General features: G+C 66.9%; 25 protein-coding genes. 10 read left to right on the plus strand and 15 right to left on the minus strand.

The features are described from left to right. Positions 1-40: 40 nt before the first annotated feature. The 5 genes from FA89_RS01320 to FA89_RS01340 form a co-directional block, all read right to left on the minus strand. Complete coding sequence (locus FA89_RS01320) at positions 41-790, minus strand: DsbC family protein (protein WP_036137422.1); 750 nt, start codon at positions 788-790, stop codon at positions 41-43. Positions 791-957: 167 nt separating this feature from the next. Then, a complete protein-coding gene (locus FA89_RS01325; RefSeq protein ID WP_036137425.1) occupies positions 958-1,308 on the minus strand; it encodes a hypothetical protein in 351 nt (116 codons plus the stop codon). 25 nt (positions 1,309-1,333) lie between these two features. Beyond that, positions 1,334-1,684: a hypothetical protein gene (locus FA89_RS01330; protein ID WP_036137427.1), complete on the minus strand. Its 351-nt coding sequence runs from the start codon at positions 1,682-1,684 to the stop codon at positions 1,334-1,336. A gap of 199 nt (positions 1,685-1,883) precedes the next feature. Then, a complete protein-coding gene (gene xerD, locus FA89_RS01335) occupies positions 1,884-2,834 on the minus strand; it encodes a site-specific tyrosine recombinase XerD (protein ID WP_081916298.1) in 951 nt (316 codons plus the stop codon). A 32-nt stretch (positions 2,835-2,866) separates the two neighbouring features. Beyond that, entirely contained in the window at positions 2,867-3,217 is a 351-nt protein-coding gene (locus FA89_RS01340) for a hypothetical protein (RefSeq protein ID WP_036137430.1), read from the minus strand. Positions 3,218-3,386: 169 nt separating this feature from the next. Here FA89_RS01340 and FA89_RS01345 point away from each other — a divergent pair, with 169 nt between their 5' ends. Continuing rightward, the gene (locus tag FA89_RS01345) at positions 3,387-3,881 is read left to right on the plus strand and encodes an RDD family protein (RefSeq protein WP_036137435.1); all 495 of its coding nucleotides are present in this window, start codon (positions 3,387-3,389) and stop codon (positions 3,879-3,881) included. A gap of 7 nt (positions 3,882-3,888) precedes the next feature. On the opposite strand, the gene FA89_RS01350 is transcribed toward FA89_RS01345, so the two are convergent. The 4 genes from FA89_RS01350 to FA89_RS01365 all read right to left on the minus strand — a co-directional run bounded on the left by FA89_RS01350 (position 3,889) and on the right by FA89_RS01365 (position 8,302). After that, on the minus strand, positions 3,889-5,892 hold the full coding sequence (locus tag FA89_RS01350) for a hypothetical protein (protein ID WP_036137439.1): 2,004 nt from the start codon (positions 5,890-5,892) through the stop codon (positions 3,889-3,891). Between the two features lie 58 nt (positions 5,893-5,950). Beyond that, on the minus strand, positions 5,951-6,964 hold the full coding sequence (locus tag FA89_RS19045; RefSeq protein ID WP_051938443.1) for a hypothetical protein: 1,014 nt from the start codon (positions 6,962-6,964) through the stop codon (positions 5,951-5,953). 209 nt (positions 6,965-7,173) lie between these two features. Then, positions 7,174-7,719: a type 1 glutamine amidotransferase domain-containing protein gene (locus FA89_RS01360; protein ID WP_036137441.1), complete on the minus strand. Its 546-nt coding sequence runs from the start codon at positions 7,717-7,719 to the stop codon at positions 7,174-7,176. Between the two features lie 100 nt (positions 7,720-7,819). Then, the gene (locus FA89_RS01365; protein WP_036137445.1) at positions 7,820-8,302 is read right to left on the minus strand and encodes an SET domain-containing protein; all 483 of its coding nucleotides are present in this window, start codon (positions 8,300-8,302) and stop codon (positions 7,820-7,822) included. Between the two features lie 149 nt (positions 8,303-8,451). Here FA89_RS01365 and FA89_RS01370 point away from each other — a divergent pair, with 149 nt between their 5' ends. The 3 genes from FA89_RS01370 (at position 8,452) to FA89_RS01380 (ending at position 11,413) form a co-directional block, all read left to right on the plus strand. Then, on the plus strand, positions 8,452-8,952 hold the full coding sequence (locus tag FA89_RS01370) for a hypothetical protein (RefSeq protein ID WP_036137448.1): 501 nt from the start codon (positions 8,452-8,454) through the stop codon (positions 8,950-8,952). A gap of 40 nt (positions 8,953-8,992) precedes the next feature. Continuing rightward, positions 8,993-10,768 carry an acyl-CoA dehydrogenase C-terminal domain-containing protein gene (locus FA89_RS01375; protein ID WP_036137449.1) on the plus strand — a complete coding sequence of 592 codons (1,776 nt, stop codon included), beginning with the start codon at positions 8,993-8,995 and terminating at the stop codon, positions 10,766-10,768. Between the two features lie 168 nt (positions 10,769-10,936). Further along, positions 10,937-11,413, plus strand: coding sequence for a GNAT family N-acetyltransferase (locus FA89_RS01380; protein ID WP_036137450.1), 477 nt, complete (start codon positions 10,937-10,939; stop codon positions 11,411-11,413). A 70-nt stretch (positions 11,414-11,483) separates the two neighbouring features. On the opposite strand, the gene FA89_RS01385 is transcribed toward FA89_RS01380, so the two are convergent. Beyond that, positions 11,484-12,242 (minus strand): SapC family protein, encoded by a 759-nt coding sequence (locus FA89_RS01385; RefSeq protein ID WP_036137451.1) that lies wholly within the window; start codon positions 12,240-12,242, stop codon positions 11,484-11,486. A gap of 270 nt (positions 12,243-12,512) precedes the next feature. Here FA89_RS01385 and FA89_RS01390 point away from each other — a divergent pair, with 270 nt between their 5' ends. Continuing rightward, positions 12,513-13,115: an HNH endonuclease gene (locus FA89_RS01390; protein ID WP_185754188.1), complete on the plus strand. Its 603-nt coding sequence runs from the start codon at positions 12,513-12,515 to the stop codon at positions 13,113-13,115. Between the two features lie 77 nt (positions 13,116-13,192). Further along, positions 13,193-15,088 carry a 1-deoxy-D-xylulose-5-phosphate synthase gene (gene dxs, locus FA89_RS01395; protein WP_036137453.1) on the plus strand — a complete coding sequence of 632 codons (1,896 nt, stop codon included), beginning with the start codon at positions 13,193-13,195 and terminating at the stop codon, positions 15,086-15,088. A gap of 13 nt (positions 15,089-15,101) precedes the next feature. On the opposite strand, the gene prmC is transcribed toward dxs, so the two are convergent. Then, positions 15,102-15,929, minus strand: coding sequence for a peptide chain release factor N(5)-glutamine methyltransferase (prmC, locus tag FA89_RS01400; RefSeq protein WP_036137454.1), 828 nt, complete (start codon positions 15,927-15,929; stop codon positions 15,102-15,104). Positions 15,930-15,994: 65 nt separating this feature from the next. Here prmC and FA89_RS01405 point away from each other — a divergent pair, with 65 nt between their 5' ends. Both FA89_RS01405 and FA89_RS01410 read left to right on the plus strand, forming a co-directional pair. Continuing rightward, a complete protein-coding gene (locus FA89_RS01405; RefSeq protein ID WP_036137455.1) occupies positions 15,995-16,858 on the plus strand; it encodes an alpha/beta hydrolase in 864 nt (287 codons plus the stop codon). A 47-nt stretch (positions 16,859-16,905) separates the two neighbouring features. Continuing rightward, positions 16,906-17,829, plus strand: a complete 924-nt coding sequence (locus FA89_RS01410) for an alpha/beta hydrolase (protein ID WP_051938444.1) — start codon at positions 16,906-16,908, stop codon at positions 17,827-17,829. 12 nt (positions 17,830-17,841) lie between these two features. Here the strand turns inward: FA89_RS01410 and FA89_RS01415 are convergent, their stop codons facing one another. Next, the gene (locus FA89_RS01415) at positions 17,842-18,744 is read right to left on the minus strand and encodes a phytanoyl-CoA dioxygenase family protein (RefSeq protein ID WP_051938445.1); all 903 of its coding nucleotides are present in this window, start codon (positions 18,742-18,744) and stop codon (positions 17,842-17,844) included. Between the two features lie 140 nt (positions 18,745-18,884). On the opposite strand from FA89_RS01415, the gene FA89_RS01420 reads away from it, so the two are divergent. Then, complete coding sequence (locus FA89_RS01420) at positions 18,885-20,003, plus strand: Gfo/Idh/MocA family protein (protein ID WP_036137456.1); 1,119 nt, start codon at positions 18,885-18,887, stop codon at positions 20,001-20,003. Here FA89_RS01420 and FA89_RS01425 read toward each other — a convergent pair. Next, positions 20,000-21,022 carry a LacI family DNA-binding transcriptional regulator gene (locus FA89_RS01425; protein WP_051938446.1) on the minus strand — a complete coding sequence of 341 codons (1,023 nt, stop codon included), beginning with the start codon at positions 21,020-21,022 and terminating at the stop codon, positions 20,000-20,002. The two genes, FA89_RS01420 and FA89_RS01425, sit on opposite strands and share 4 nt — an antisense overlap. Before the next feature lie 355 nt (positions 21,023-21,377). Beyond that, positions 21,378-21,614: a hypothetical protein gene (locus tag FA89_RS01430; protein WP_185754189.1), complete on the minus strand. Its 237-nt coding sequence runs from the start codon at positions 21,612-21,614 to the stop codon at positions 21,378-21,380. A 573-nt stretch (positions 21,615-22,187) separates the two neighbouring features. Here FA89_RS01430 and FA89_RS20895 point away from each other — a divergent pair. After that, positions 22,188-22,607, plus strand: coding sequence for a DUF4879 domain-containing protein (locus FA89_RS20895; protein WP_081916299.1), 420 nt, complete (start codon positions 22,188-22,190; stop codon positions 22,605-22,607). Positions 22,608-22,623: 16 nt separating this feature from the next. Here FA89_RS20895 and FA89_RS01435 read toward each other — a convergent pair whose 3' ends face one another. Next, entirely contained in the window at positions 22,624-25,308 is a 2,685-nt protein-coding gene (locus FA89_RS01435) for a M1 family metallopeptidase (RefSeq protein WP_036137460.1), read from the minus strand. Positions 25,309-25,384 lie beyond the last annotated feature (76 nt).

Below are 25,384 nucleotides of genomic sequence, written 5' to 3' on the forward strand. Positions count from 1 at the left end.
ATTCTACATGATGTTGCGCGGCAACATGGGCCGCGCGGGATCACCCGCCGCGGACGGTGCCGGCCGGGGCCTGCAGGGCCTGGAGCAACTGCGCGGGGGTGACGTAGCCGCCGACCACGTCACCGTTCTCGGTCACGATGGTGGGCGTGCCGTTCACGCCGAGACGCTCGCCCAGCTCGAATTCGTCCTTCACCGGGTTGGCACAGGTGGCGGCCTTGGGCGTAGCACCGCTCATGGCCTGGTTGAAGGCGTTCTTGCGATCCGCGCTGCACCAGACAGACACGGCCTTGGTATACGACGGGGTGTCATTGCCCGAGGTGGTCTTCAGGCCCTCGCGCGGCCAGAACACGTATTCGACCGCGATGCCCTGCTTGTTGAATTCGTCGATGTGGGCGTGAAGCTGGCGGCAGAAACCGCAATCCACATCGGTGAACACCGTGACCGTGTGCTTGGGGTTGGCCGGGGCATAGACCAGCCGCTGCGAGGCGGGCACCTTGGCCAGTTCCACCTTGCGCGTGGCGGCCCAGCTGGCGGCGCTCAGGTCGGTCTTGGCCTTCAGGTCGATCAGGTTGCCGTTGAGCATGTACCGGCCGTCCGCGCTGACGTAGACCATGCGCCCGGAGGCCACCACCTGGTAGAAACCGGGCATCGGCGCGGCGGCGATGCTATCCACCTTGATACCGGGGGCCAGCGATTCGACGGCGGCACGCACGGCCTGGGTATCGTCGGCCGCGTGCGCCGTCATGGCGAACGCGCCAGCCAGCAGCGCGGGGAGGATCTTCTTCAACATCGGTACGACTCCATCTGTCACCGTGGGGATGCGGGACCGACTTTGAACACGGCCGCCGCTTTCGGTTCCCCGGATTGTGGCACGGCTCACCGTCCCGCGGGTGTGAGACGGCGACGGAGGGCGCGGTAACAGACGGATCGCCTGCGTCGAGACGATCCACGGACGGCTCAAAGCGGTTCGATGGTCGCCTTGAAGCCAGCCACCACACACGCGAGCTGATAGTCGAGGGCACGCCTTGTGGCGTCCATCCACGCCACGGACGCGCCGGCATCCCGCGCCTGATCTCGCAGGTGTTCGAACACCGCGACAAGCACGTCCGCCGAGTCCAGCAAGAGGGTAATGGCCACGCTCAGTTTCATCGTGTCGTCACCCGGGTCGATGCCGGTCGCGGCCTGCATGCGGATATCCGCCCCCTCCCGGAGGACGCGAAGCTCTTCCTCCGACATCAGGTCGTCCCTGTCGACCGTACGGATGATCGACCTGACCATGCGGTCGTTCGATTCCAGCTTAATGCCCATGACATGCTCCTTTATGAGTTATCCCTCACGTCTGCGGGAATGCTGCCCGGTACCCACCGATGACATAAGCGATCTGATGTTCGACGGCCGACTTCACGTCGGCGCGCTGAACGTCGGACATCCTCGAAAGGGCAGGTTCTGTCGCGACGCGTCGCATGTTCTCCACAAGCGAATCGACGGCCGGACGCACGCGCGCCAGCGCATCCCTGAGTGCGTTCTCTCCGGCGTGGACATCCGCGTGCATGGCCTGTCCGAACTGCAGCGCGGCCGCATCGCGAAGGCGACCTAAGGGCACGGTCGGATCAGCAGCGCCTTCATCCATGCCGGACATCAGCGACGCAAGTACTGGGTCGTCGGCGTTAAGTTTCACGTTCATCGAAAATCACCTCGTCCTGCGGTGGCGCGCCGATCGGACGCGTTTCAAACCAGACTACGCAGTGGGCTATCGCGAAACAACAACCAGAACGTTCCGGAGAAATCGCATTTTCTCCAATAAAACAGCGATCTACACGTCGAGTGCCGCAGATACGTGACGCTAGCTGTCCGTTGCCGGGCGAAGCTTCAGGACGCCGTCGTCAACCTCGCGGGTGGTGCTGGGCGTGAAGGCGCTTCAGCCCCTCCTTGGCCACCAGCGTGTAGATCTGCGTGGTGCTGAGCGAGCTGTGCCCCAGCAGCATCTGCAGGGCGCGCAGGTCGGCGCCGTGGTTGAGCAGGTGGGTGGCGAAGGAGTGGCGCAGCACATGGGGGGACACACGCTTCGACGGGATGCCGACCTGCAGGGCATAGCGTTTCACCAGCGTCCAGAACATCTGCCGGGTGAGTGCCCCGCCGCGCCGCGAGAGGAACAGCGCCGCCGGCTGCCCATGGCCTTTTGCCAGCGCCGGACGGGCTTCGCGCAGGTACGTCTCCACGTGGCGCAACGCCTCTTCGCCCACGGGCACCAGGCGATCCTTGTCGCCCTTGCCGGTGACCCGCAACACGCCTTGCCGCGTGTTCAGTCCCGCCAGCGGCAAGTCGACCAGTTCGGACACACGAAGGCCGGAGGAGTACATCAATTCGAGCATGGCGCGGTCACGCTGGCCCAGCGGTGTCGACAGGTCCGGCGCGACGATCAGCGACTCGATCTCGCGCTCGGCCAGGGCCTTGGGCAACCCGCGCGGCATCCTCGGTCGTTGCATGAGCAAGGTGGGGTCGTCGGTCGTGGCATCGTCCCTCGCCCGTTGCGCATAGAACCGGCGGAACGCGGACTGCCGCCGCGCCATGCTGCGCACGGCCACCGGCTGGCTACCATGGTAGGCCGAGATATCCTCGCGAGTCGCCGTGGCGAGCGACTTGCCGCGCGTGGCGAGCCAGCGCCCCAGGCCTTGCAGATCGCGTCGGTAGGCTTCGAGCGTACGCTCGGCCAGGCCGTCCTCCGACCAGATGCGCTCGATGAAGCGATCGATCAGGCGGGCGTCGTCGTCCCGCGGAGGAACGGGGGCTGCCGGTTCGGTAGCGGTGGGGACGCGCGGGTGCGGCGAGGGCATGGACCGGATGGTCGCATGCCCTCGCCCTCGACTCAAAGCCTCTGGACGCTGGACTGGTACCCAGCGACGATGTAGGCGATCTGGTGTTCGATCGCCGCCTTCATCGCCTCACGTCGCTCCGGCGGAAGGTTGACATTTCGCGATTCGATGGCCACGCGCTGCATGTTCTCGACGAACTCGTCGGCCTGGAACAGCACACGCACGACGGATGCACCCAGGGGCGTCGTGGGAATGAAAATGGACAGTCCTGTCGCTTCCAGGACGTGCTCGTCGGCACTGTCACGAAGGCTCTGCATCTCGACGGGCGATGTCACGTCATCCTTGCCGATGTCCTCGAGTACGGTGTTGAGGGCGACGTCCGTAGAAGAAAGCTTGAGGCTCATAATGGGATGCTCCGTGCAGTGAGGGGTATGAAGCCGACATTGGCGGCACACGCCGGAGGGGTCAATGTCCGGCAAAACCCATGAAACCCCACGAAACTAACCGGCAAGCCTGCGGCTTTCCGAATTTCCGCTACGATCGCCCGGCCGATCGCGTCACGCAGGTAGACCCATGCTCCCCAATCCGCCCGCCCCTGCCTCCGCCTGGCGCCGTTTCGCGGCGATCGTCTACGACGCGCTGGCGGTCGTGGCCATCGTCATGGTGGTGGGGCTGCTCGCGCAGATGGCCACGGGCGGGCAACTGTTCGATGCGCACGGACACCTGCTGACCTGGTGGTACCAGCCCTTGCAGGGCGTGGCCGTCGGCGCGTATTTCCTGCTGTCGTGGGTGCGTGGCGGGCAGACCCTGGGCATGCGGCCCTGGCGTATCCGCGTGACGGATGCGCGGGGCGACGCAGTAGGCTGGCGACGCGGCCTGGTGCGGCTGGCCGTCGCGGCGTTGCCACTCGCGCTCGTGCTGATCTTCCCGCTGACGTCGCTGCGCGCGGCACTGTGGGCGCCGCTCGTCGGCTGGGCGATCCTGTTGCTTCCGGCGCTGGTGGACCGTCGTCGCCGCGCGCTGCACGACATGGCCGCGGGCACGGAGATACGCCCGCTGGCTCCATGAAGGCCGCTTACTTGAACTGATCGCTCGCCGGCACCCACGAGCCCGACGCCGGTGAGGCCACGGGCACGTTGATCTTGATCGACGCCTCGCAGCCCGGCGGCAGAGGCCCACCGGTGACACGTGCGGTGGTGCAAAGCGCTGTGTTGTCGAACGCCGCGGGCGCTGCCGCCACTGTCGCGCTATTCGCTGGCGGCAGGTTCTCGGCCAGCGGTTTCGCCGGCGCCATGGTCTGCGTGCGGGCCACGGCGTCCTGGCTGGCTGGCTTCGGCGGGCCGTCGCCACCGCTGCAGCCCAGCGTGAACAACGATATCGCGCTCATGCCCGGGCTGCCCGCACCCTTCGCACCGGCATTGCCGGGACCGGCGGTGCAGTTGAGGCGGATACCGCGAGGCAGGGAAACGGTGGCCTTCACCGTGGTCGCCTCCACGCCGTGGCGAAGCGCGGTATCGACCGAACTCTCGCCCTTGGGCGTCCAGTCGTTATCGAAGCGGGTGGCCTTGTAGTCGACGTGCACGCGCGCGCCATTCTGCGGCATCAGGTTGCCGCGCGGTTTCAGCTCGGTGTAGGCGCCCACGGGACCGGCCTTGTCACCCTGCCCGCCCACCACGCCGTCGCTGCGCTGCGACGTGCCGTCGGCACCGGTGATGCGCGTGCCTTCATCCGCGCCTTTCGCCGCGCCCGGCTTACCCGAGACCTGTGCGGCACCCGGTGTGTTCGAACCGGACACGTCGGCATCGCCGGGCGACGATTTGCCAGCCGACTGACCCTGCACGGCCTCGGCCGACGCGTTGCTGCCCTGTTTGCCCTGCGTGGCCGCCTTGGCCGTGGACTGGCCGGCCGCGGTGTCGCCCGGCGCCTGGCCGGGCGCCGCGGGCGCCGTGTCCGCACCGGCCACCGGACGCTGGATATCACCAGCTGCGACCGCAGGCGCCTGTACGGCCGGGCGCGCCACCGCGCTCTCCGGTGCCGATACCGACGGTTTGGCCACGGCGTCCGGCAACGGCACGGCCGCGAGTTCCGCCTCAGCCTCGACCGGCGGAGCCTGCACGCTCTGCACCGAGATCCGTGTCGGCACCGGTCGCATGTCCGCGGTCAGGTCGGGCCGGGGCACGGCCGCTTCCACAGCGACCTTCGGCAGCGGCGCCTCTTGCGGCGTCGGCGGCGCGGCACTCGTCTCCACCTCCGGGCGCGGCACCGTGGCGAGCGTCATCGCCGTGGTCGGTACGGGCGTGGTCCGCTCGGCAGTGATCGTGGGTGGCGCGGGTGTCACGGCCATCTGCGCCGCCGGGGTCGGCGGGATCGACAGCGAGGCCGGTGGCGGCATGGGCGCGGAGCCCTCGGCCTGCGGGCGACGCACCGGCTCGGGCTGGAACCGCGGGGGCACGACGTCCGGCCGGGGTGTATCCATCGCAAGGTCCGGCGGCGCCTGGGTCGGCACGGGCACTTTTTCCAGCTCCGGCTGCGGGGGCGGCGCCTTTGGCTGCACCACGGGACGATCGGCCACGGCGAGGACGCTGGGAGGCGGCGCGACCGGCTTCGGCGCAGCCTTCACCTTCGGCGCGGGCGCGGCGGGCGAAGCCACCGCGGGACGTGACGGCGTGCGCGCCGCGGCGACGGCCGACGCATGCGCGCCCTGCGCGGCGCGACTGGCCGCGGTGGACCACCTGGTCGTGTATTTCACCTTCGCCACGGGTGCCGTGGACGGCGTGCCGCGCACGGGCGGCACGGGCGGCGGCGGCTTGTCGATCAGCCGCACCTGCAGCGCATCGGGATGCTCGGGCTCCGGGGGCGGCGGCAGCACATCGTAGGCCGATCCCAGGATCATCCCGAACAGGAACGCCAGGTGGATGAGCAGGGTGCCGACCCAGCCGGCGATGCGCCGCCCGCTGGCGCCGGGCTTGCGACGCAGATGCTGGCGATAGACGATCGCGTGCAGCGCCGCATCGCGCGGCGCGAGGGGCGGTGAAGGATCGGCGTCCGGCGCGTTGTCCGGTGGCAGGAGGGTCGGCATCGGGCGCTAGTGTCCCCGCTCCCGCGGCGCCGCACAATCGCGCCCTGCCCTGGCGGGCTCAGTTTCCCGTGCGCCGTGCCCGCTCGGCGTTCTCCTGGTCCATCGCTTTCAACGGCGTATCGGTCGGGCACCCTTCGGGCACGCGCTCGTCCTTACGATAGGCGGCGATGCACTCCGCCTCGCTGCGGACGGGTACGGCACCGGGCAGGTCTTTCACCAACGGGTTGGCCGGGGCCATGTTCAGGCGGGTGTCGCCGTCCTTGTGCGCCGCCTTCGACGGGTCTTCGCCACCGCAGCCCACCGGCAGCACGAAGAACACCGTGGAGCAGTTCACCCGCACGCCGTGCCCCAGGTCCACCGTTTTCTTCACCGTGGTCTTTTCGATCGCCCGGCGCATGCCCTGGCTGAGCACGTTCTCGTCGCGCGGCGCCCAGTCCTTCTCGAACCGGGTCTGCGTGTAGGTCACGGTGGTCTTGTGCGACATGACACCCGCCGCGTCCGTGGGCCGTGGCGGCGTGTAGTCGGAACCGCCCGAACCCGGCGCACCCTTGGGCAGGGCGATCGAGCCGTCGGCCCCGAAGACGCCGCTGGCCGGAGCCGCCGTCGCCGGGGGCGCGTCGGACGGCGTCACTGCGGGGGTGACCTCGTCCGGTTTCTTCTTGCGGGGCGGCGGTTCGGGGCGTGTAGCTTCCGCCGAGCGCACCTTCGGAGGTGGTTCGGTGACCGGTGGCGGCGGGGGCGCCGAGGGGACCGCGGGCGGCGGGGCACGGTCGATGAAGCGCACCTCGAGCACGTCGGGTGGCCCGTGCGGCACGTAAAAACCGATCTGCACACGCGGCTGCATCTCGTAGCTGACCACGACGATCAGCAGGAGATGAAGAAGGATCGCAGCGGCTATCGCCAGCGTAACGCTCAACCGGTCGCGTGGGACGGGCCGTCGCTGCCGCATCGCACGCAGCGTGGCCAGCATAGCGGGATCGAGCGGCGTCAGGCCGTCCGGCCACGCCCCATCGTCGGCGGGAAGCCGATGGGTCTCGACGAACGACGGTGGCGCCTTGCCGGGGTCATGCACGCGCGGGGGTGTCCCTTCGGGCCGTGGAAAGTCGCGGAGCTTAGCCCGTCAAGGGTAAGCAGGGCGTATGCCCGGGCTTTCAGACCACGTGGAACGGCGAAGATTCCCCCTTGCGCCCCGACGCAGCGCGGGCCCCGTCATGGCGGGGCCCGCGATTCCCGCGCTTCGCCGATCGGCAACGACCGGCGGAGCAGGATCACGACACGGTCTCAGCCGACCAGCGAGGCGATCACGGCCTTGGCGAACGCGGGAATGTCGTCCGGCTTGCGGCTGGTGATGAGGTTACCGTCCGTAACCACCTCGCTGTCTTCCCAACGGGCGCCGGCGTTGCTCAAGTCCTGCTTCAGCGAGGGCCACGAGGTGATCTTCTTGCCATCGACCAGGCCGGCGTTGATGAGCGTCCATGGGCCATGGCAGATCGCCGCCACCGGCTTGCCCGACGACGCCACCGCCTTGACGAAGGCGAGCACGGTGTCGTCCGTACGCAGGTTGTCCGGATTGATCACGCCACCGGGCAGTACCAGCGCATCGTAGGAAGCGGCATCGGCCTTATCGAGCGCGATGTCCACGTTCACGCTGATACCCCAATCCTTCTTGTCCCAGGCCTTGATCTGCGATGCGCCGCCCGGCGCGATGACATCGACCTTGGCACCCGCTTCTTCCAGCAGGCGCTTCGGCTCGGTCAGCTCCGACTGTTCGAAACCGTCGGTGGCAAGCACCGCGATACGCCGGCCGTCGAGTGATGTGTTCGCCATGGATGTCTCCTCGGATAAGTGTGGTCCGAGGATGGATGCGACGACATGAGCACGGCGTCGCGCATGTGTCGCCGCATCGTGAGCGGTCGTGGCGGACGACTCAGGCTGCCGCCTTGCGCTTGGGCTTCAACATCGTGCCGATGCACTGCGGCGACCCGCACAGGCAGGCCCAGATCTTCTTCAGGCGCGCGGTGTGCGGCATGTCCAGCGTGATGCCGTAGTCGTAGGTGAGTTCTTCGCCGGGCGCGATGTCGCGAAGCGCCTCGATAAGCACGCGATCCTTCTTCGACGGCTTGCCTTCGACGGCTTCCTCGATCACGGCCTGGCAGTTGGGATCGCAGCCGTGGTTGATCCAGCGGGCCGTATTGCCGTTGCTGTTACCGTCGACGATGTATTTCTCGTTCAGCGTGAACAGGAAGGTGTGGCCGGTTTCACCGCCATCGCCGTATTTCTTGTCGGCCTGGGCGTGGGTGATGATGTCACCCTTGTATTCGACGATCTCTTCGCCGGCCTTGATGGGCGCGGTGGCGAAGACGCCGTTTCCGTGAATGGGCGAACGTCGTGCGGCGATGCGTCGGGTCATGGGCGGCAATCGGTGTCTTGGAAGATAAGCGCTGATGATGCCTGCTACCTCCCCGCTTGGGAACCGCGTTTCAAACGCACGTCTCGCGCACCCGGGGGCCCGGCGCTACCATCGGGCCCTGTTCGTCGCTGCCCGTGGAAACCCAGGGAATGATCCCGACCGTTCGCACCTGCCTCGCCCGCCTCATGCCCATCGCCTGCGTGCTGCTGCTCGCTGCCTGCGGGCCCGCGAGGAAAAGCGTGTTCCCGCCGGCGGTGACGCTGCAGGAAGTCACCGCCAAGCCGGGCGGCGTCTGGCACCTGACCCTGCGCATCCGCAACAACAGCTATGGCGGCATGGCCTTCCAGAGTTTCCAGGGCACCCTGCGCGTCGGTGACCTGGGCGGCGTGCTGATGGATGTGAAGGTGGACCAGGACATCCCCTCGTTCGCCGCCGACGTAGCCAGCATGGACCTCGTGCCCACGCCGGAGATGAGCCGCGCGCTGGCCGAGCTGGCTGCCAAGGGCAGCGCCGGCTCGCTCCCCTACACCATCGATGGCCACATCGTCGCGCTGCCGGAGCAGGAAAAGACGCCCCGCTCCTTCGAGGTGCACGGGCGCAACTGGCTCTCGCCGGTACCCGGCATCCCCGATACCTATCGCTCTCCCTGATCCCACCCAGCCGCGCGCGCCGCGACGCCAGGACCCCGACATGACGCTCTACAAAGCCCCCCTCGACGACATGCGTTTCACCCTTTACGACGTGCTGGGCGCGGAAGCCGTGCTGGCCCGCCTGGACGGCGGCGAAGCGCACACGCGCGACCTGCTCGACGCCGTGCTCGACGAAGCGGCGCGCTTCAACGAGCAGGTGCTGGCACCGCTGAACGCCAGCGGCGACCAGGAAGGCTGCCACTACGACAAGGCCACCGCGTCGGTCACCACGCCCAAGGGGTTCAAGGAAGCCTATCGGCAGTACGCCGACGGCGGCTGGGCCGGGCTGACCGCCGCCGAGACGTTCGGCGGCCAGGGCCTGCCCATCGTGCTCGGCGCGCTGACCAAGGAAATGATCGACTCGGCCAACCTGGCCTGGGGCATCTATCCGCTGCTCTCGCAAGGCGCCACCGACGCGCTCGAGCACCATGGCGACGCCTGGCAGCAGGAGGTCTTCCTGAAACCGCTGGTGGAAGGACGCTGGACCGGCACTATGTGCCTCACCGAACCCCAGGCCGGTTCCGATCTCGGCCTGCTGAAGACGCGCGCCGAACCCAACGACGATGGCAGCTACCGGGTCACCGGCACCAAGATCTTCATCAGTGCGGGCGAGCACGATTTCGTCGAGAACATCGTGCACCTGGTGCTCGCGCGCCTGCCCGACGCCCCCGCCGGCAGCCGCGGCATCTCGATGCTCGTGGTGCCGAAGTTCAAGGTCGGCAAGGACGGCGCGCTCTGCGAGCGCAACGCCGTGGCGGCCGGCGCCATCGAGCACAAGATGGGCATCAAGGGATCGGCCACCTGCGTCATGAACTTCGACGATGCCCAGGGCTGGCTGGTCGGCCCGGCGCACAAGGGCTTGGTCGCGATGTTCACGATGATGAATGCCGCGCGCCTCGCGGTGGGTATCCAGGGTCTGGCCGTTTCCGAGCGCGCCTTGCAGAACAGTCTTCACTACGCCCGCGAGCGCCTGCAGATGCGCGCGCTGTCGGGCGCGAAGCTGCCGGAAAAAGCGGCCGATCCGCTCACCGTCCATCCGGACGTGCGCCGCATGCTGCTTACCCAGCGTGCCTTCGTCGAGGGCGGCCGTGTGCTCGCCGCCTATGCCGCGTTGCAGGGCGACATCGAAGCACGCCATCCCGATCCGCAGGCCCGTAAGGAGGCAGGCGAACTGCTTTCCTTCCTCATTCCCATCGCCAAGGGCCTGCTTACCGAAGCCGCGCAGGAATGCACCAAGGAAGCCCTGCAGATCTTCGGTGGCCACGGCTATATCGCCGAACACGGCATGGAACAGTTCGTCCGCGATGCCCGCATCATCACGCTGTACGAGGGCACCACGCAGATCCAGGCGCTGGACCTGCTGGGCCGCAAGGTCATGCAGTTGCAGGGCGCCGGACTGAAGCATTTCCTGGGCGAGATCTCGGCGTTCTGCCAGGCCCACCAGGGCAACGACACGCTGAAGCCCTTCATCGGCCCGCTGGCGATCGCCGCCAAGACCTGGGGCGATCTCACCCAGGCCATCGCCAGGAGCGCGCAGGCGAACCCGGAAGAACTCGGTGCAGCCGCCGTCGATTACCTGTACCTGTCCGGCTACGTCACCCTGGCCTACTGCTGGGCCCGCAGCGTGCAGGCCGCCGAGGGCTCGCGGCTGTCCGCGGACGGCAAGCAGGCCAAGCGCGATACCGCCGGCTTCTACTTCAGCCGCATCCTCCCGCGCATCCACATGCACAAGGCGGCGATCGACGCCGGCGTAGCCACCCTGCCGGAATTGCTCTGAACATCGAGCCGCCCACACGGCATCGCCAGCTCTTGCAGGAGCCGGCGATGCCGGCGATCCCGCGGCAGCGGGCCCCTCGCCGCACCGCCAAAGGGGCTTTTCCCCACACCCCCGAAGGTGTAGAAAAGGCTACCGGTCAGTCTCCCCACCGCAACGGTGCCCGACACGATGAGCGCTTCCCCGTTCCTGATCCGTCTCGCCGAAAGCGACGATGACGAGTTCATCCTTGGCCTGCTCCATCGCTTCGTCGACTTCCCGCTGCCCAACGGCCGCACCAAGACGGATTGCCTCAAGGGCATCGAATCCGACCTGGTCAGGCACCTCGACGAGCAACCGTCCAACAGCTACATCTTCGTCGCCGAGAACCAGGACGGCGAGCCGGTCGGCTTCGTCCACCTGCAGAAGACGAAGGACTTCTTCACCCACCGCGACAACTGCCACATCTCCGATATCGCGGTAGCCAAGGCACACGAAGGCGACGGCGTCGGCACATTCCTGCTCGACCACGCCTATGCCTGGGCCAAGGAGCACCGCTGCCAGTTCGTCACCCTGGCCGTGTTCCCCGGCAACGAGCGGGCGCGCGAGATGTACGTCAAGCACGGTTTCGACACCGACCTGATGCGCCTGGCCAAACCCGTCCGGTAGGACGCTGGTGGCACCGGGAACAAAAAAAGGCTGCCCAGGGCAGCCTTTTTTCGGCAATCGGTAAAGGCGGTCAGACCTTCGCGATGGAGCCTTCCTTCTGCTCGCGCACGTCGAGGCGTGCGGCCATGCGATCGATGTTGGCCAGCGACACAAGGTGCGCGTAGATCCAGCCGAACGCGCCTTCGCGGAGGAACTCGCCGGCTACCTTCTCGTCGAGGGCGCGCAGCTTCTCTTCGTTGATGACGAACAGGCCGTTGAGGTTGATGCCCTTGCCTTCCTTCTGCAGGGTGATGGTGCGCGGCTCGAGCAGGTCGTGCTCGCGCAGCTTGCCCATGAACCACTGCGTGCGGGCGACGTGGTCCTGGAATTCCCCCAGGAAGTTCACGGCGTTGGTCAGGGCCGGCGCGTCGGTGCCGTCCTCGTTGAACAGGCGCTCGCCTTCGGTTTCGTTGAAGCCTTCGTAGGCTTCGTCGAGGAACACGGTGAAGTCGTCGCCTTCCGTGCCGGCGGGCTTCTCGGCCAGCACGAACGGGTAACGGCGGACGAAGGCCGGGATGTACAGGCCCTGCTCCCAGAAGCCGTTCTCGCCGACCAGCAGGTTTTCACCCTGGCGCAGACCCAGGAGGGCCATCGGGCCGGCTTCTTCCATGCTGTTTCCGGCGAACAGGATGGGGACGTCACGCGAGGCGGGCGCGAACTCGACGCCCGTGAGGGGCACGGAATGCGCGGTGGCCGCGAAACGGATGTTGTTCACCGCCTTGAGGCGGAGATCGCGATGCGCGGTGCGGTTCAGGGGAACCGGACGCTCGTAGAAAAGCACTTCAGCCACTGTGAAACCCTCATGGACCCGCCGGACCTGGGAAGCCACCCCGGCCCCCCTTCCAAACCCGCGCAGGCATATACGAACCCCCACTATATCAGTGCCGCATGACCGCCACAGCACCGCAAGAAGCATACCGGGCGTGTGCAATTCGGTCGCAATTATCGGCTATGCTCGGGCAAACCCGCTTCAAAGGGGTGGGATCGCTTACCCGATCCGCACGGAGTTCGGCTGACTGGAACGCTCTTTCGCACGTGTGAAGGACGAAACCCGATGACGATGGAAGTGCTACACGAAGACCTGCCGAGGGTAACCGCGCTACACACCACGCGCGTGCTCTCACTCGACGCCGCCGGCCGCATCCTTGACTGGATCAGCTGGCAGGACGCCGTCTGCCTCTATGTGCGCGGCGTGGTGGCCTGGACCTTGGGCGACCCCTGCCTCACCGTGCATGGCGGCACCAGCCGGGCCAACGGCCTGCAGAGCACGCTGGACCTCCACCCCATCGTGGCCAGCACGGGCCATTGCCGCGAGCACGCGATCGACCCGGCGCCGGCCTTGACCAACACCGCCCTGTTCGCGCGCGACCGGCACATCTGCCTGTACTGCGGCCACCACTACACGCGTCACGAGCTCACCCGCGACCATGTGATTCCGCTGTCCAAACGCGGCGCCGACGAATGGGAAAACGTGGTCAGCGCGTGCCTGGCCTGCAACCTGCGCAAGAGCAACCGCACCCCCCAGCAGGCCAACATGCCTCTGCTGGCCGTGCCCTACCGGCCCAGTTGGGTCGAGCACCTGATCCTGTCCAATCGCAATATCCTGGCCGACCAGATGCAGTTCCTGATCAGCCATTTACCACGGGATCGGCGCCCCGCCTGAGGCCTGTCCGGCCTTTGCCCGCAAACTTTCACACCCCATCCCTTGCCCCGGCCTCTCCGGAGGCCAACAATACGGGGATGAACGACCTCTCCCGCTATCCCTATCTGGCGCAGATCGAATCGCCGGAGGACCTCCGGCGTTTCCCGGTGGACGAACTTCCAGCGATCGCCGATGAACTGCGCCGATACCTGATCGAGGCCGTGGCCTCGTCGGGCGGGCATTTCGGCGCGGGACTGGGCGTGGTCGAGTTGACGGTGGCGCTGCACCACGTGCTGGACACCCCGCGCGATCGTCTCGTCTGGGACGTGGGCCACCAGTGCTACCCGCACAAGATTCTCACCGGTCGTCGCGACCGCATCACCACCATCAAGAAGAAGGACGGCCTGGCGCCGTTCCCGCGCCGAGAGGAAAGCGACTACGACACCTTCGGCGTCGGTCATTCGTCCACCTCGATCTCGGCCGCCCTGGGCATGGCAATCGCTCTGCAGCGCCGGGGCGATCCGCGCAAGGTCGTGGCCGTGATCGGCGACGGCGCGATTACCGCGGGCATGGCCTTCGAGGCACTGAACCACGGCGGCGACGTCGAACCGAACATGCTGGTGATCCTCAACGACAACGGCATGTCGATCAGCGAAAACGTCGGTGCGATGACCAAGATGATGGCCCGCGCCATGTCCAGCCGGCGGCTCAACGCCCTGCGCGAGCGCGCCAAGAAGGCCATGCCGCGCGAGTCCTTCTTCGGCCGCTTCTTCAAGCGCTGGGAAGAACATGCCAAGGGCATGTTCGTACCGTCCACCCTGTTCGAGGAGCTGGGCTTCCACTACACCGGCCCCATCGACGGGCACAACATGCCCCAGCTGGTGCAGGCGCTGGAAACGGTCAAGGACCTGCCCGGCCCACAGCTCATCCACGTGATGACCACCAAGGGCAAGGGCTACGAGCCCGCCGAGAAAGGCCCCATCGAGTACCACGCCGTCGGACCGTTCGATCCCGTCGCCGGCCTGGTGAAAAAGGGGGCGCCGGCCAAGCCCACCTACACCGATATCTTCAGCGACTGGCTGTGCGACATGGCCGCCAGCGACGAGCGCCTGCTCGGCATCACGCCTGCCATGCGGGAAGGATCGGGCCTGGTCCGTTTCTCGCGGGAATACCCGCAGCGCTACTTCGACGTGGCCATCGCCGAGCAACACGCCGTGACGCTGGCCGCGGGCATGGCCGTGGAGGGCGCCAAGCCGGTGGTGGCGATCTACTCCACCTTCCTGCAACGTGCCTACGACCAGGCCATCCACGACGTGGCCCTGCAGAATCTCGACGTCACCTTCGCCATCGACCGCGCAGGCGTGGTGGGGCCGGACGGTGCCACGCACGCCGGCAGTTTCGACCTGTCGTTCATGCGCTGCCTGCCGAACATGGTGATCATGGCGCCGGCCGACGAGAACGACTGCCGCACGATGTTGAGCACGGGCTTCCACTACAAGGGCCCTGCGGCCATCCGTTACCCGCGTGGCACCGGCCCGGGCGCCAAGATGGCCGAGACGCTGGAAACCTACCCGATCGGCAAGGCCGAGGTGCGTCGACGCGGTCGCCACGGCCTGGCGATCCTCTCCTTCGGCACCATGCTGGCGCCCGCCGCCGTGATCGCGGGCGAGATCGATGCCACGCTGGTCAACATGCGCTTCGTCAAACCGCTGGATGCCGAGCTGATCCTGGAGCTGGCCCGTACGCACGAGGCCTTCGTCACCCTGGAGGACAACGCCATAGCGGGTGGCGCCGGCGCGGGCGTGGCCGAGTTGCTGGCCGCCAATGGCATCACCCAGCCGATCCTGCACCTGGGCCTTCCGGACGTCTATCTGGAACACGGTAGCCGCGAGGAAGTCCTGACCATGGCCGGCCTCGACCTGCCGCAGATCCGCCGCGCCATCCTGGCACGGTTCCCGCAGTTCGTCGCGAAGGACGTGGCGAGCGCCGGCTGAGTCCGGCGCAGCGTCAGGGTGTGAGGGCCTTGCATCCGCCGGACACCCGGTCACGGTCTTCGAGGTCCTGCGCCGTGAACACGTCCTGCAGGCTGCACGATGCCAGCACGGTGCGGACGTCTACCCCCTGGTTCCAGCCATGCTCCACGAGCAACCATCCGCCCGGGTGCAGATGGTCTGGCGCGCCGGATGCGATACGCCGGATGTCGTCCAGGCCGTCGCCGCCCGAGGCCAGCGCGCTGGCAGGCTCGAAACGAAGGTCGCCCTGGTCCAGGTGCGGGTCGTCCGATTCGATGTAGGGCGGGTTGCTGACGATCAGGTCGAAACGCTCGCCCGCCAGCGGCGCGAACCAGTCGCCAGCAAGGAACCTTACCCGCGTCAGGCCGAGATGGTCGGCGTTGCGCCGGGCAACCTCGAGCGCCGCCAGGCTGGCGTCCACCGCCGTCACCGAGAGGTCGGGCCGTTCCTTCGCAAGCGCCAGGGCGATGGCCCCGCTGCCGGTGCCCAGGTCGACCACGCTCGCGCCCCGCGGCAGGCGTTCCAGCGCCAGTTCGACCAATCGTTCCGTCTCCGGGCGTGGGATCAGCGTGGCGGGCGTGACCTCGAGCGTCATCGACCAGAAGTCGCGGGTGCCGGTGATATAAGCCACCGGCTCGCCGGCGGCGCGCCGGTGCACCAGGCCGGCGAACCGCTCCACCATGGCGGGATCCAGAGCGTCGTCCGCATGGGCGAAAAACCAGGCCCGGTTTACCCCCACCACATGCGCGAGCAGCAGCTCGGCCTCAAGGCGATCGCCGAGGTCGATGGCGGACTGGCGCAGGAGGTTGCGGACATCGGTCATCGACGCATTCTAGCCCGCGCACCCCAGGAAGACGCCGGTAAGGTGGCCGCGGCTACAATCGCGCCATGTCGCTTCGCGCCGCCCTCCTCCTGCTGGTCCTGCTCCTCGGCGGGTGCAAGGCCGCGTTCTTCGGCGCGGTGAACCTGCGCCAGCCTACGGATGGCGTGGTGTCCCACCGGGACATCGTCTACGACGCCGCGACAGGCACGGCACTGGACGTCTACGCGCCCGCCCACGCCCGGCATGCACCCGTCGTCGTGTACTTCTACGGCGGCAGCTGGATGGGCGGCCGGCGGCAGTGGTTTCGCTGGATGGGCGAGGCCCTGGCCGCGCGTGGCGTGGTGACCGTGGTCGTCGATGTCCGGCTGTGGCCGACCGTGCGGATGAAAGGGTTCCTCCACGATGCCGCCGAAGCCGTGCGCTGGACGCGCGACCACGCCGCCACGTTCGGCGGCGATCCGCACGACGAATTCGTGATGGGGCATTCGTCCGGTGGGCAGATCGCCGCCATGCTCGCCGTGGACAAGCAATGGCTGGCTGCCGTGGGCATGCGGCCGCGCGAGCTTGCCGGTGTCATCGGCGTGGCCGGTACCTACGACTTCATTCCGTTCGACGAGCCGGCGTTCGCCGATATCTTCGGGCACAGCGCCGCCGAACAGGCCCTGTCGCAGCCGATCAACTTCGTGGACGGCGACGAACCGCCCGCGCTCATCCTCCAGGGCGAGGACGACACCATCGTGTCGCCGGCCGAAGCCGTCGCGTTCGAAGGCCGTTACCGACAACAGGGCGAGCCCGTGGAACTGCGGCTCTATCCCGGCCTCGGCCACGAAGGCCTGCTGCTCGCCTTCGGCCCGCGACGGACCGCAGCTCCCGTGCTCGACGACACGCTGGACTTCATCGGCCGCCATCCGGTTGCCCTCGAGCACTGATCCTGCGCCGTGCATCCGTTTTCACGGCCGGTCCGTAAGCTCTGTTCATGACCCGAATTTTCTTTGTCACGCTCGGCACCCTTCTGCTTTCGGGCTGCCAGTCCGTCCTGTTCGGCGCGATCAACGCGCGGCAGTCCTCCACCGGCGTCGTGGCCCACCACGACATCGTCTACGACCCGACCGAGGGCCTGGCGCTCGACGTCTATGGTCCCGTGCAGGCGAAGAACGCACCCGTGGTGGTGTTCTTCTATGGTGGCAGCTGGAAGAGCGGCAAGCGCCAGTGGTACCGATGGGTGGGTGAGGCCCTGGCGGCCCGCGGCATCGTCACCGTGGTGCCGGACTACCGCCTCTGGCCGAAGGTGAGGCTGGACGGCTTCGTAGGCGATGCCGCCAGCTCGGTACGCTGGGCGCACGACCGGGTGGGCGAGTACGGTGGCGACCCCTCGCGCATCGTCGTCATGGGCCATTCCGCCGGCGGGCACATCGCCGCCATGCTGGCGACCGACGAGCATCGCCTGGCGATGGTCGGCATGCGTCCCCGCGACCTGGCCGGCTTCATCGGCCTGGCCGGTCCATACGATTTCCTGCCACTGAAGCAGGACGACTTCATCGACATGTTCGGGAACACCGCGGCGGAGCAGGCACGTTCGCAGCCGGTCAATTTCGTCGACGGCGACGAGCCACCCGCCTTGTTGCTACAAGGGCAGGACGATTCCACCGTCAGGCCTTCCAACGCACTGTCGTTGCAACGGCGCTACCAGGCGCAAGGTGAGCCGGTGGAGGTGAAGCTGTACCCCGACATGGGCCACATGGGCATCCTGTTCGCGCTTCGCGGCGGCAAGGACGCCCCGCCGGTACTGGACGATGTGGTCCACTTCGTCCAGCAGCGGGTTCACCAGCCGGCGGCTCGCCCTGCCGCTGCCACTTCCAATGCCGCCACCCCTGCCGTTCCTGTTCCCGCAGGGCACTGACGCCGCCCTGCCTCAGCGCGTCTTCATCACGTCGCGGCCCTCGGCGTTGCCGCCGCGTGCCGCATCCAGCACCTCCGGGTACGGATAGTTCAACCCCAGCAACTGGCGGATATCAGGACTGGCATCCCTGACGAACTCCGCGGGTAGCGAGGCAGGCAGATCTTCCATCGGCTTGACGAACTTGGGCAGGTACTGGGTGATGATCGCCGAGCGATCGACGGTGCTTCGATTGGGCATCGCGCAATGCCACACGGCGCCGAAGAAGATCACGGTGTCGCCCGGCTGGCCGAGCATGCGCTCGCAACGTTCGAAGAAGCGATCGTCGTCCTGCGGGTAATGCAGGTCACGCTGCGACCCCGGCACGTAGGCCGTCGCACCCGTTTCCTCGGTAAAGGGGTCGAGCATGATGGTCGCCTGCGCGTTTAGCGGGAAGCGCGAATGGATGCGCGCCGGATGCGTCTGCGGCGAGTGGTAATCCCAGTAGGGGTAATCGATGTGCGGCTCCTGCCCCGGGCCGCCCGGAAGGATGCGGTTGGCGGCGATCGATCCCATGATGAACTCGCTGCCGATGAAGGCGCGCATCACCTGCATGATCGCCGGATGCGCGGCCATCCGCGAGAACACCTCGCCCTTGGCCAGCAGGTTCCAGACGCGGCGCTGCAGGTTGAGCCGACCGGCCCGCTCCGCATCGCCCTGGAAGTGCGTGACCTTGCCGCCACGCTCGTCGGCGTCGGACTCGCGCATGACGATAGCCCGCGCCTCGGCGATCTCCGCCGGCGTGAACAGACCGCGCAAGGTGATCGCACCGGCGCCATCCAGCAACTCGTTGACGATGAATCCGGTGTCGAGCGTGTCTTCCGTGAAGACACGGAGCTCGACCGCAGGACGGCGGGCAGTCTGGGCGGAGGCATTCATGGCAACTCCTGCGCGGGGCGCGTTGGCGTGTCGACCGTTTAAGGCGGCTCGGGCACTACGCTAGGCCGAATTGCAAGCGCTTGCAAACCGCACTGCAGCATCCGTAGAGTCGACACTCCCCCTCCCCGGAAAACCACGCGATGAGCGACCTGAGGATCGGCCTGATCGGCGCGGGCTACATGGGCAAGGCCCATACGCAGGCGCTGCACGGCGTGGCGGCAACGTTCGACACGCCGTTGCGGCCTGTGTGCGAGATGCTTGCCACTTCCACCGCCGACGGTGCCGCATCGCATGCGCAACGCTGGGGGTGGCGTCGCTCGACAGGACACTGGCGAGAACTCGTCGACGACCCGGCGGTGGATGCCGTGATCGTCGCCACCCCGCCACGCACCCATCTCGACATGGTGATGGCCTGCGTGGCCGCACGAAAACCGGTGTTCTGCGAAAAACCGCTGGGCGCGAACGTGCGCGAATCACTGGCCATGACGGAGGCGGTCGAAGCCGCGGGTATCGCCAACATGGTCGGCTTCAACTACATCCGCACGCCCGCCAGCCAGCTCGCCCGGCAGATCATCGCCTCCGGGGAGATCGGCGAAGTGATCCAGGTGACCGCGGAGCATGTCGAGGATTACCTGCACGACCCCGCCCTGCCCGCCTCCTGGCGCACACGCATCGCCACGGGCACCGAGGCCGGCGCGCTCGGCGACGTCGCCTCGCACATCGTCAACGCCTGCCTTCGACTCGTCGGGCCCATCGCCAGCCTGGTCGCGGATACCTGCATCGTCCAGGCGACACGCGCGGGCGACACGGGGCCGGAGCCCGTGGAGAACGACGACCTCGGCCAGATGCTGCTGCGCTTTGCGAACGGCGCAACCGGCAGCCTCAGCTTCAGCCGCATGGCCGCCGGCCGGAAGATGGGTTACACCTACCGCATCACGGGCACCCGGGGAGCCCTTGCCTTCGACCAGGAAGACCAGAACGCCCTGTGGCTTTACGACGCCAGCCGCGAGCCTGCGCGACGCGGCTTCCAGAAGCTGCTGATGGGCCCCGCGCATCCCGACTACCTGGCTTTCAACCAGGGCACCGGCCACGGCACCGGCTACAACGAACAGATCGTGATCGAGGCGCGCGACTTCCTGCAGGCCGTAGCCACCAGCACGCCGGTCTGGCCGACCTTCCGCGATGGTTACGCCGTGGACCGGGTGATCGACGCGGCGCTGGTATCGAACCGCGAGCGCCGCTGGGTCGATGTGGGCTAGCGCTCGCGCAGGCTTCGGCGCAACACCAGCTCGCAGGGAAACAGTTTGCTGCGCGGCACCGCGTCGGCATCGTCCATCCAGGCAACGATGCGCTCGATGGCGTGCAGCACCATCGGGCGGATGGGCTGACGCACGGTGGTCAGCCCATAGGACGCCCACGCCGCCAGCGGCATGTCGTCGAAGCCGACGATGCTGATGTCATCCGGCACAGCCAGACCGCGCTCACGGCAGGCGTCGATCGCCCCGAGCGCCAGGACGTCGTCGGCGCAGAACACGCCGTCGATGGCGGCATCGCTGTCGAGCAGCGCATGCATCGCCCGCTGGCCGTGCTCGTGCGTGTAGTTGCCCGCGTGGACGGTGTGTCGCAGGGAACGCCCGGCCGCGGCAGCGAAGCCGGTGCCGCGATCCACGGTCGACGCGTCGTGGACGGAGCCGCCGAGGAAGGCCAGCCGACGCAAGCCACGCTTGCGCATCGCCTCGGCCACCAGGCGTCCACCGGCGACGTTGTCCACCGTCACCACCGGCACGGGCGAGGAACGCCCCGGGCGGCCGAACACGTGCACGACGGGCAGGCCCGCCTGGCGACAGGATGCCGCGAAGCCCGCCGGCGGTGCCGACGTGGCGATCAGCACGGCGTCGACGTTGTACTGCCGCACCATGTCGATGGCCGCCTGCCCGTCGTCGTCCTCACCCAGGTTCGCCAGCAGGGGGCGAAGACCTCGCGCCTGCAACTCCCGCGTGAACAGGTCGAAGACCTCCATGAAGGTCGGGTTGCCGAAGTGGTTGGAGACCAGCCCGATCAGCTTCGTCCGCCCCGTCATCAGACTGCGCGCCAGATGGTTAGGCCGGTATCCCAGGCGATCCGCCACCTCGGTGACACGCTGCCGTGTTTTCGCCGAAACGCTGGCGCCGACGGTAAACGTACGCGACACCGCGGACATCGACACACCCGCCGCTTCCGCGACATCGCGGGCGGTGGCGGTGGCAAGGCGCGGCGGGGGAGATGGACGAGGTGGCATGACGCAAGGTTAGCGCAAGGCCCGGATGGCCGTGTCACGTTCATACTCGTATCGAGACATGTACCGAGCCGGCTTCCATGATTCGCATGCACTCGGCGAGTCGTTCGTACCAGGCAGCCAAGACCGGACAACCGTTGTTTCGATCGAATTTGGCCCGTCCCGGGCGGGTCGCCTGCAAGCGAATGCCAAAGCCGCGGTCGCTCGCACGGTGCGGCGACGAGGCGCCGGGTGGTCACACTCTTCGCTCGAGCAGCGGCCGCAAGCGGCCGAACTCGCTCAGAGCGTAACCACCCGCCACCTCTGCGACGACAGAGGCAGGCGGGAATGAAGAGCAAAGCACTTCTGTATCTAAACGCTATGCTGTTGTAGAAATGCGGACCGACTGCCCTTCCATGATATCCAGACGGCCAAGAAGCCCGACATACCACTGCGCCAGATCCACATCGCCTTTCTCCCTATGGAACGCTACCGTGCCCTTCAAGCTGGACCGCAGATCGAACGGCGCGTCCGGTGCTTCCTCGAATTGGCCTGCTCCCAGCGAACACATGAGCGACGTCGCATCCATGGGATCGATACGGTCGGCCTTGATCATTTCGTCAACGTAAGTCAGCAACTGACGGGGACTGACATGTGAGAAATCGATCCTTCTGGTGACAGATGACTCAGAAGATCGCGCGGATGGCGCAGGCTCCTGAAGGGTATTCGCGTGTGAGCCAGCGCTAAAGGGCGGGACTGTGGATAGGGACGTGATGAACATGACGTCTCCGAGTGACATACGCAAAGGAAATCACTCGATCGCTGTGGATACCAGTTCCAAACGCAAGACCGGGGCGCGCGCCTTCACGACGCGATGGGCGCCGACCATACAGAGCCTCGTCCTAGCGAGGATCTTGCGATGAGGCTCAAAAGATGACACGCATCAAGGCGACCGACGACTTTTGTTTCACCCGAGAGAAGCGCGAGCATCCTTATCGACCATAACGTCGATGAGGAATCGCTTTGATCATTAAAAACCATATTTTTTATTGCCTTCCATTTCTCCTATTCGTCCCTTCGGCTTCGGTCCAGGCTAACTCACTCATACGCGCTTACGTCTACGGCATCAGCTCGGCAAACGCCGGATTAGAAGTAATCCAAAGCTCGCGACCCGTCACGACCAAGGACCATGGACCATGGAGGAGCTTGGATGCATGTTGTTACGGATGACCTTGGATATGGCCACAATGCACAGGCAACGCTTCTAGGCAGCCCATTGCGTGAGATCCGTACCGATCCTCTTTGCAACGTCGGCGGCAGGGCCGCGCCATGTCATGGCCGCGGCACAGTCATCGGCTATGAACCGCTCAAGGTCGCCCACGCTTTGCTCTACGCACACGCTTACCTCTGTCGTCGCAGAGGTGGCGGGTGGTTACGCTCTGAGCGAGTTCGGCCGCTTGCGGCCGCTGCTCGAGCGCAGAGTGTGACCACCCGGCGCCTCGTCGCCGCACCATGCGAGCGACCGCAGCTCAGGCTTCGGGAAAGTCCACACTTACACGCGAAGAACAAAAAAAGCCGGGCGATCTCTCGCCCGGCCCTTAACCACTAACTACGCGCTTGGACGATCAGCGCGTAATCGCCTTCGGGTCCTGCTTGGCCTTCAGCGCCGCGCACAGCAGCGTCTGTTCGCTGGTCTGCGCGAGACCACGATCGGCGCCACTGACCTGGCCAAGGCGCGGCTTGAAGAACGCATCCATGCGATCGGCTTCCGCCTTGGAGCAGCTGCCACCGGCCGCCATTGCCGGCAGCTGGCCACCGGCGAAGCTGCCGGTACGCGCCACGATCTTGTCGTAGTTCGCGGTGAACCACGTCCACAGGTCGTTACGCGTGGCTTCCGTGGCACGACCGCCACGCAGCACCGCCGCCATCTCGCCGACCTTTACGTCCTTGCCCAGGGCGAAGTCGCGAGCCTTGTTGGCCAGCGCCGCGTCCTTGGTGGAAGCAAGCGCGGAAAGCATCGCATTGCGCTTGGCCGGATCGGAAGTCTTGGGGATCTCCGCGATCAGCGCATCGACGGCCGGCGCGCCACGTTCCTGCACCGCTACACCCAGCGCATCGGCCAGCAGGTCAGGGTCGGCCGCGTCGAGGTCGAGGTGGCCATCCTTCGTCTTCAGTGCGGCATCGCCCTGCTTGAGCATCTCCGCGCGTACCGAAGGTTCGGCGATGTCGTCGTCACCCAGGAAGCCCACCAGCGCCGTGCGGGTCAGCGTGTCGTTGTCCACTTCACCGGCCTTCTTGCGGAAGCCGAGGCCCTTCAGCTTCGGCAGGTAGGCATCGACCGCCCACTGGCGCAGGTGGCTCTTCTGCGCATCGGTGACGGCTTCGTGGTTGAGGATCCAGTCGAAGGTCATCAGCGGGGCGGTGAACACCTCGCGAGTCTTGGAGGCCGTCAGCGGCTTCATCGCAGCAAGCACGTCGCCCGCATCGATGTCGCCGTGCTGGAACGCCGCACGCACGGCATCGGCATACGCCAGCTGCTCGGCATCGCTGAGCGTGCCCACCACCTTGGCCAACGCCGCAAGGTCACCCTTGCCCTGCGCGAAACGGTAGTAGCCGCGACCGTCGGCATTGGGCATGACCCAGGTGTTCTTCGCCGCGCCGTCGAGCACCATCGTGCCGGTGACCTGGTCGAGCAACTGGCACGCGACCTTGCTGGCGCCCGCGCCGGTACCGTAGCGCACGCACATGGGAACACCCCACACGCGGCTGGCGTCGCCCGTGCTGCCCAGCGGCAGGTAACGGTTCTGCGCCAGGTGCAGTACGGTCTTGCCACCTTCGGTCTTCACCTCGGTGGTGACATACGGCACGCCCGACTGGTCGAGGAAGCTGCGGAACGCCTTCTTGAAGGCATCGCCCTGGCCCGCGGCCTCGGCGATCGCGTCGATCAGGTCGTCGGCCGTGGCATTGGCGAACTTGTGCTTCTGGATATAGGCGCGCATGCCTTTCTGGAACACCGGCTCGCTGACGTAGCCTTCGAACATGCCGAGGACGGCGGCGCCCTTCTGGTAAGTGATGCCATCGAACGCGGTCTCGATGTCGCCGTTACCGGTGATCGGCTGGCGGATCTTGCGGGCGCTGACGAGGCTGTCGTTGTTCATGGCGCCCTGGGCACCGCGGACGCGATCCAGGTCGGCACGGTATTCCGGATGCACCTTGCTGGTGACCTTCTGCTGCATCCAGGTGGCGAACGCCTCGTTGAGCCACAGGTCGTCCCACCAGGCCATCGTTACGGTGTCGCCGGTCCACTGGTGGGCCAGTTCGTGCGCGTTGACGTTGAACGAGCCGCGCACGTACTGGGCGGCGGAATCCGGATCGATGAGCAGCAGCCAGTCGCGGAAGGTGACCAGGCCGGCGTTCTCCATCGCGCCCGCGCTGAAGTCCGGTGCGGCGAGCAGGTCGAGCTTGTCGTACGGGTAGCCGAAGCCGTAGTAGTCCTCGAGCGTGTGGATGATGGCGTTGGTCTCACCCAGCACGTGTTGCATGCGATGGCCCTCGCCCTTGGCGGCGATGCCGCGCAGCGGCGTGGCGGTGGCGCGGTAGGCGGTCGGGCTGATATCCGGGCCCTTCACCACGTCCCACGGGCCCACGGCGAACGCGACCAGGTAAGTGGGCAGCGGCTTGGTGGTGGAGAAGGTGAGGGTTTTCCAGCCGGCGGCGGCTTTCTCTTCCTTGACCTGCGCGGTGTTGGCCACGCCCTGGTCGTCGGACGGGATGGTCAGGCTGAGGTCGAACGGCACCTTGAACGACGGCTCGTCGAAGCCGGGAAACGCGTAGCGCGCCGACACCGGCTCCATCTGGGTCATGGCGTAGGGCACGCCCTCGTGGGACACCTTGTACAGGCCCTGCAGTTGCTTGTTCAGTGGCGCGGTGAACGCGATGGCCACGGTGATCTCGCCCTGCAGCTTCGCGCCGAGTTCGACCTTCGCCACGCCTTCCTTCTCGGCGGCGACGGTGTACTTGCCGGTGTGCGTCTTGCCGGCGGCGTCGGTCACGGTGACCTTGGAGACCTTAAGGTCCTTGCCATGCAGCCAGATGAAATCGGACGGCTGCGCCAGCTTGATCCGGATGGTCGAGGAGCCGGAATAGTCTTCCTGCCTGGGGTCGACCTTGAACGCGAGCTTGTAGCTTTCCGGCTGGGCCCAGGTCGGCAGGTGACCGAGCGGCGCCGCGGCGTCCGTGCCGGCGGCAAGCGCTGCGCCACAGCAGGTGGCGAGCGCGGTGAGAACGAGAGGACGGACGAAACGACGCATGATGGGTGGGACTCCCCTTTGGGTAATCCCCCATCCTGCAAACAGGGTGACTTTTGACACAGTGCCAGAAGGCACC

The sequence above is a fragment of the Luteibacter sp. 9135 genome, from assembly GCF_000745005.1.
Lineage (GTDB): Bacteria > Pseudomonadota > Gammaproteobacteria > Xanthomonadales > Rhodanobacteraceae > Luteibacter.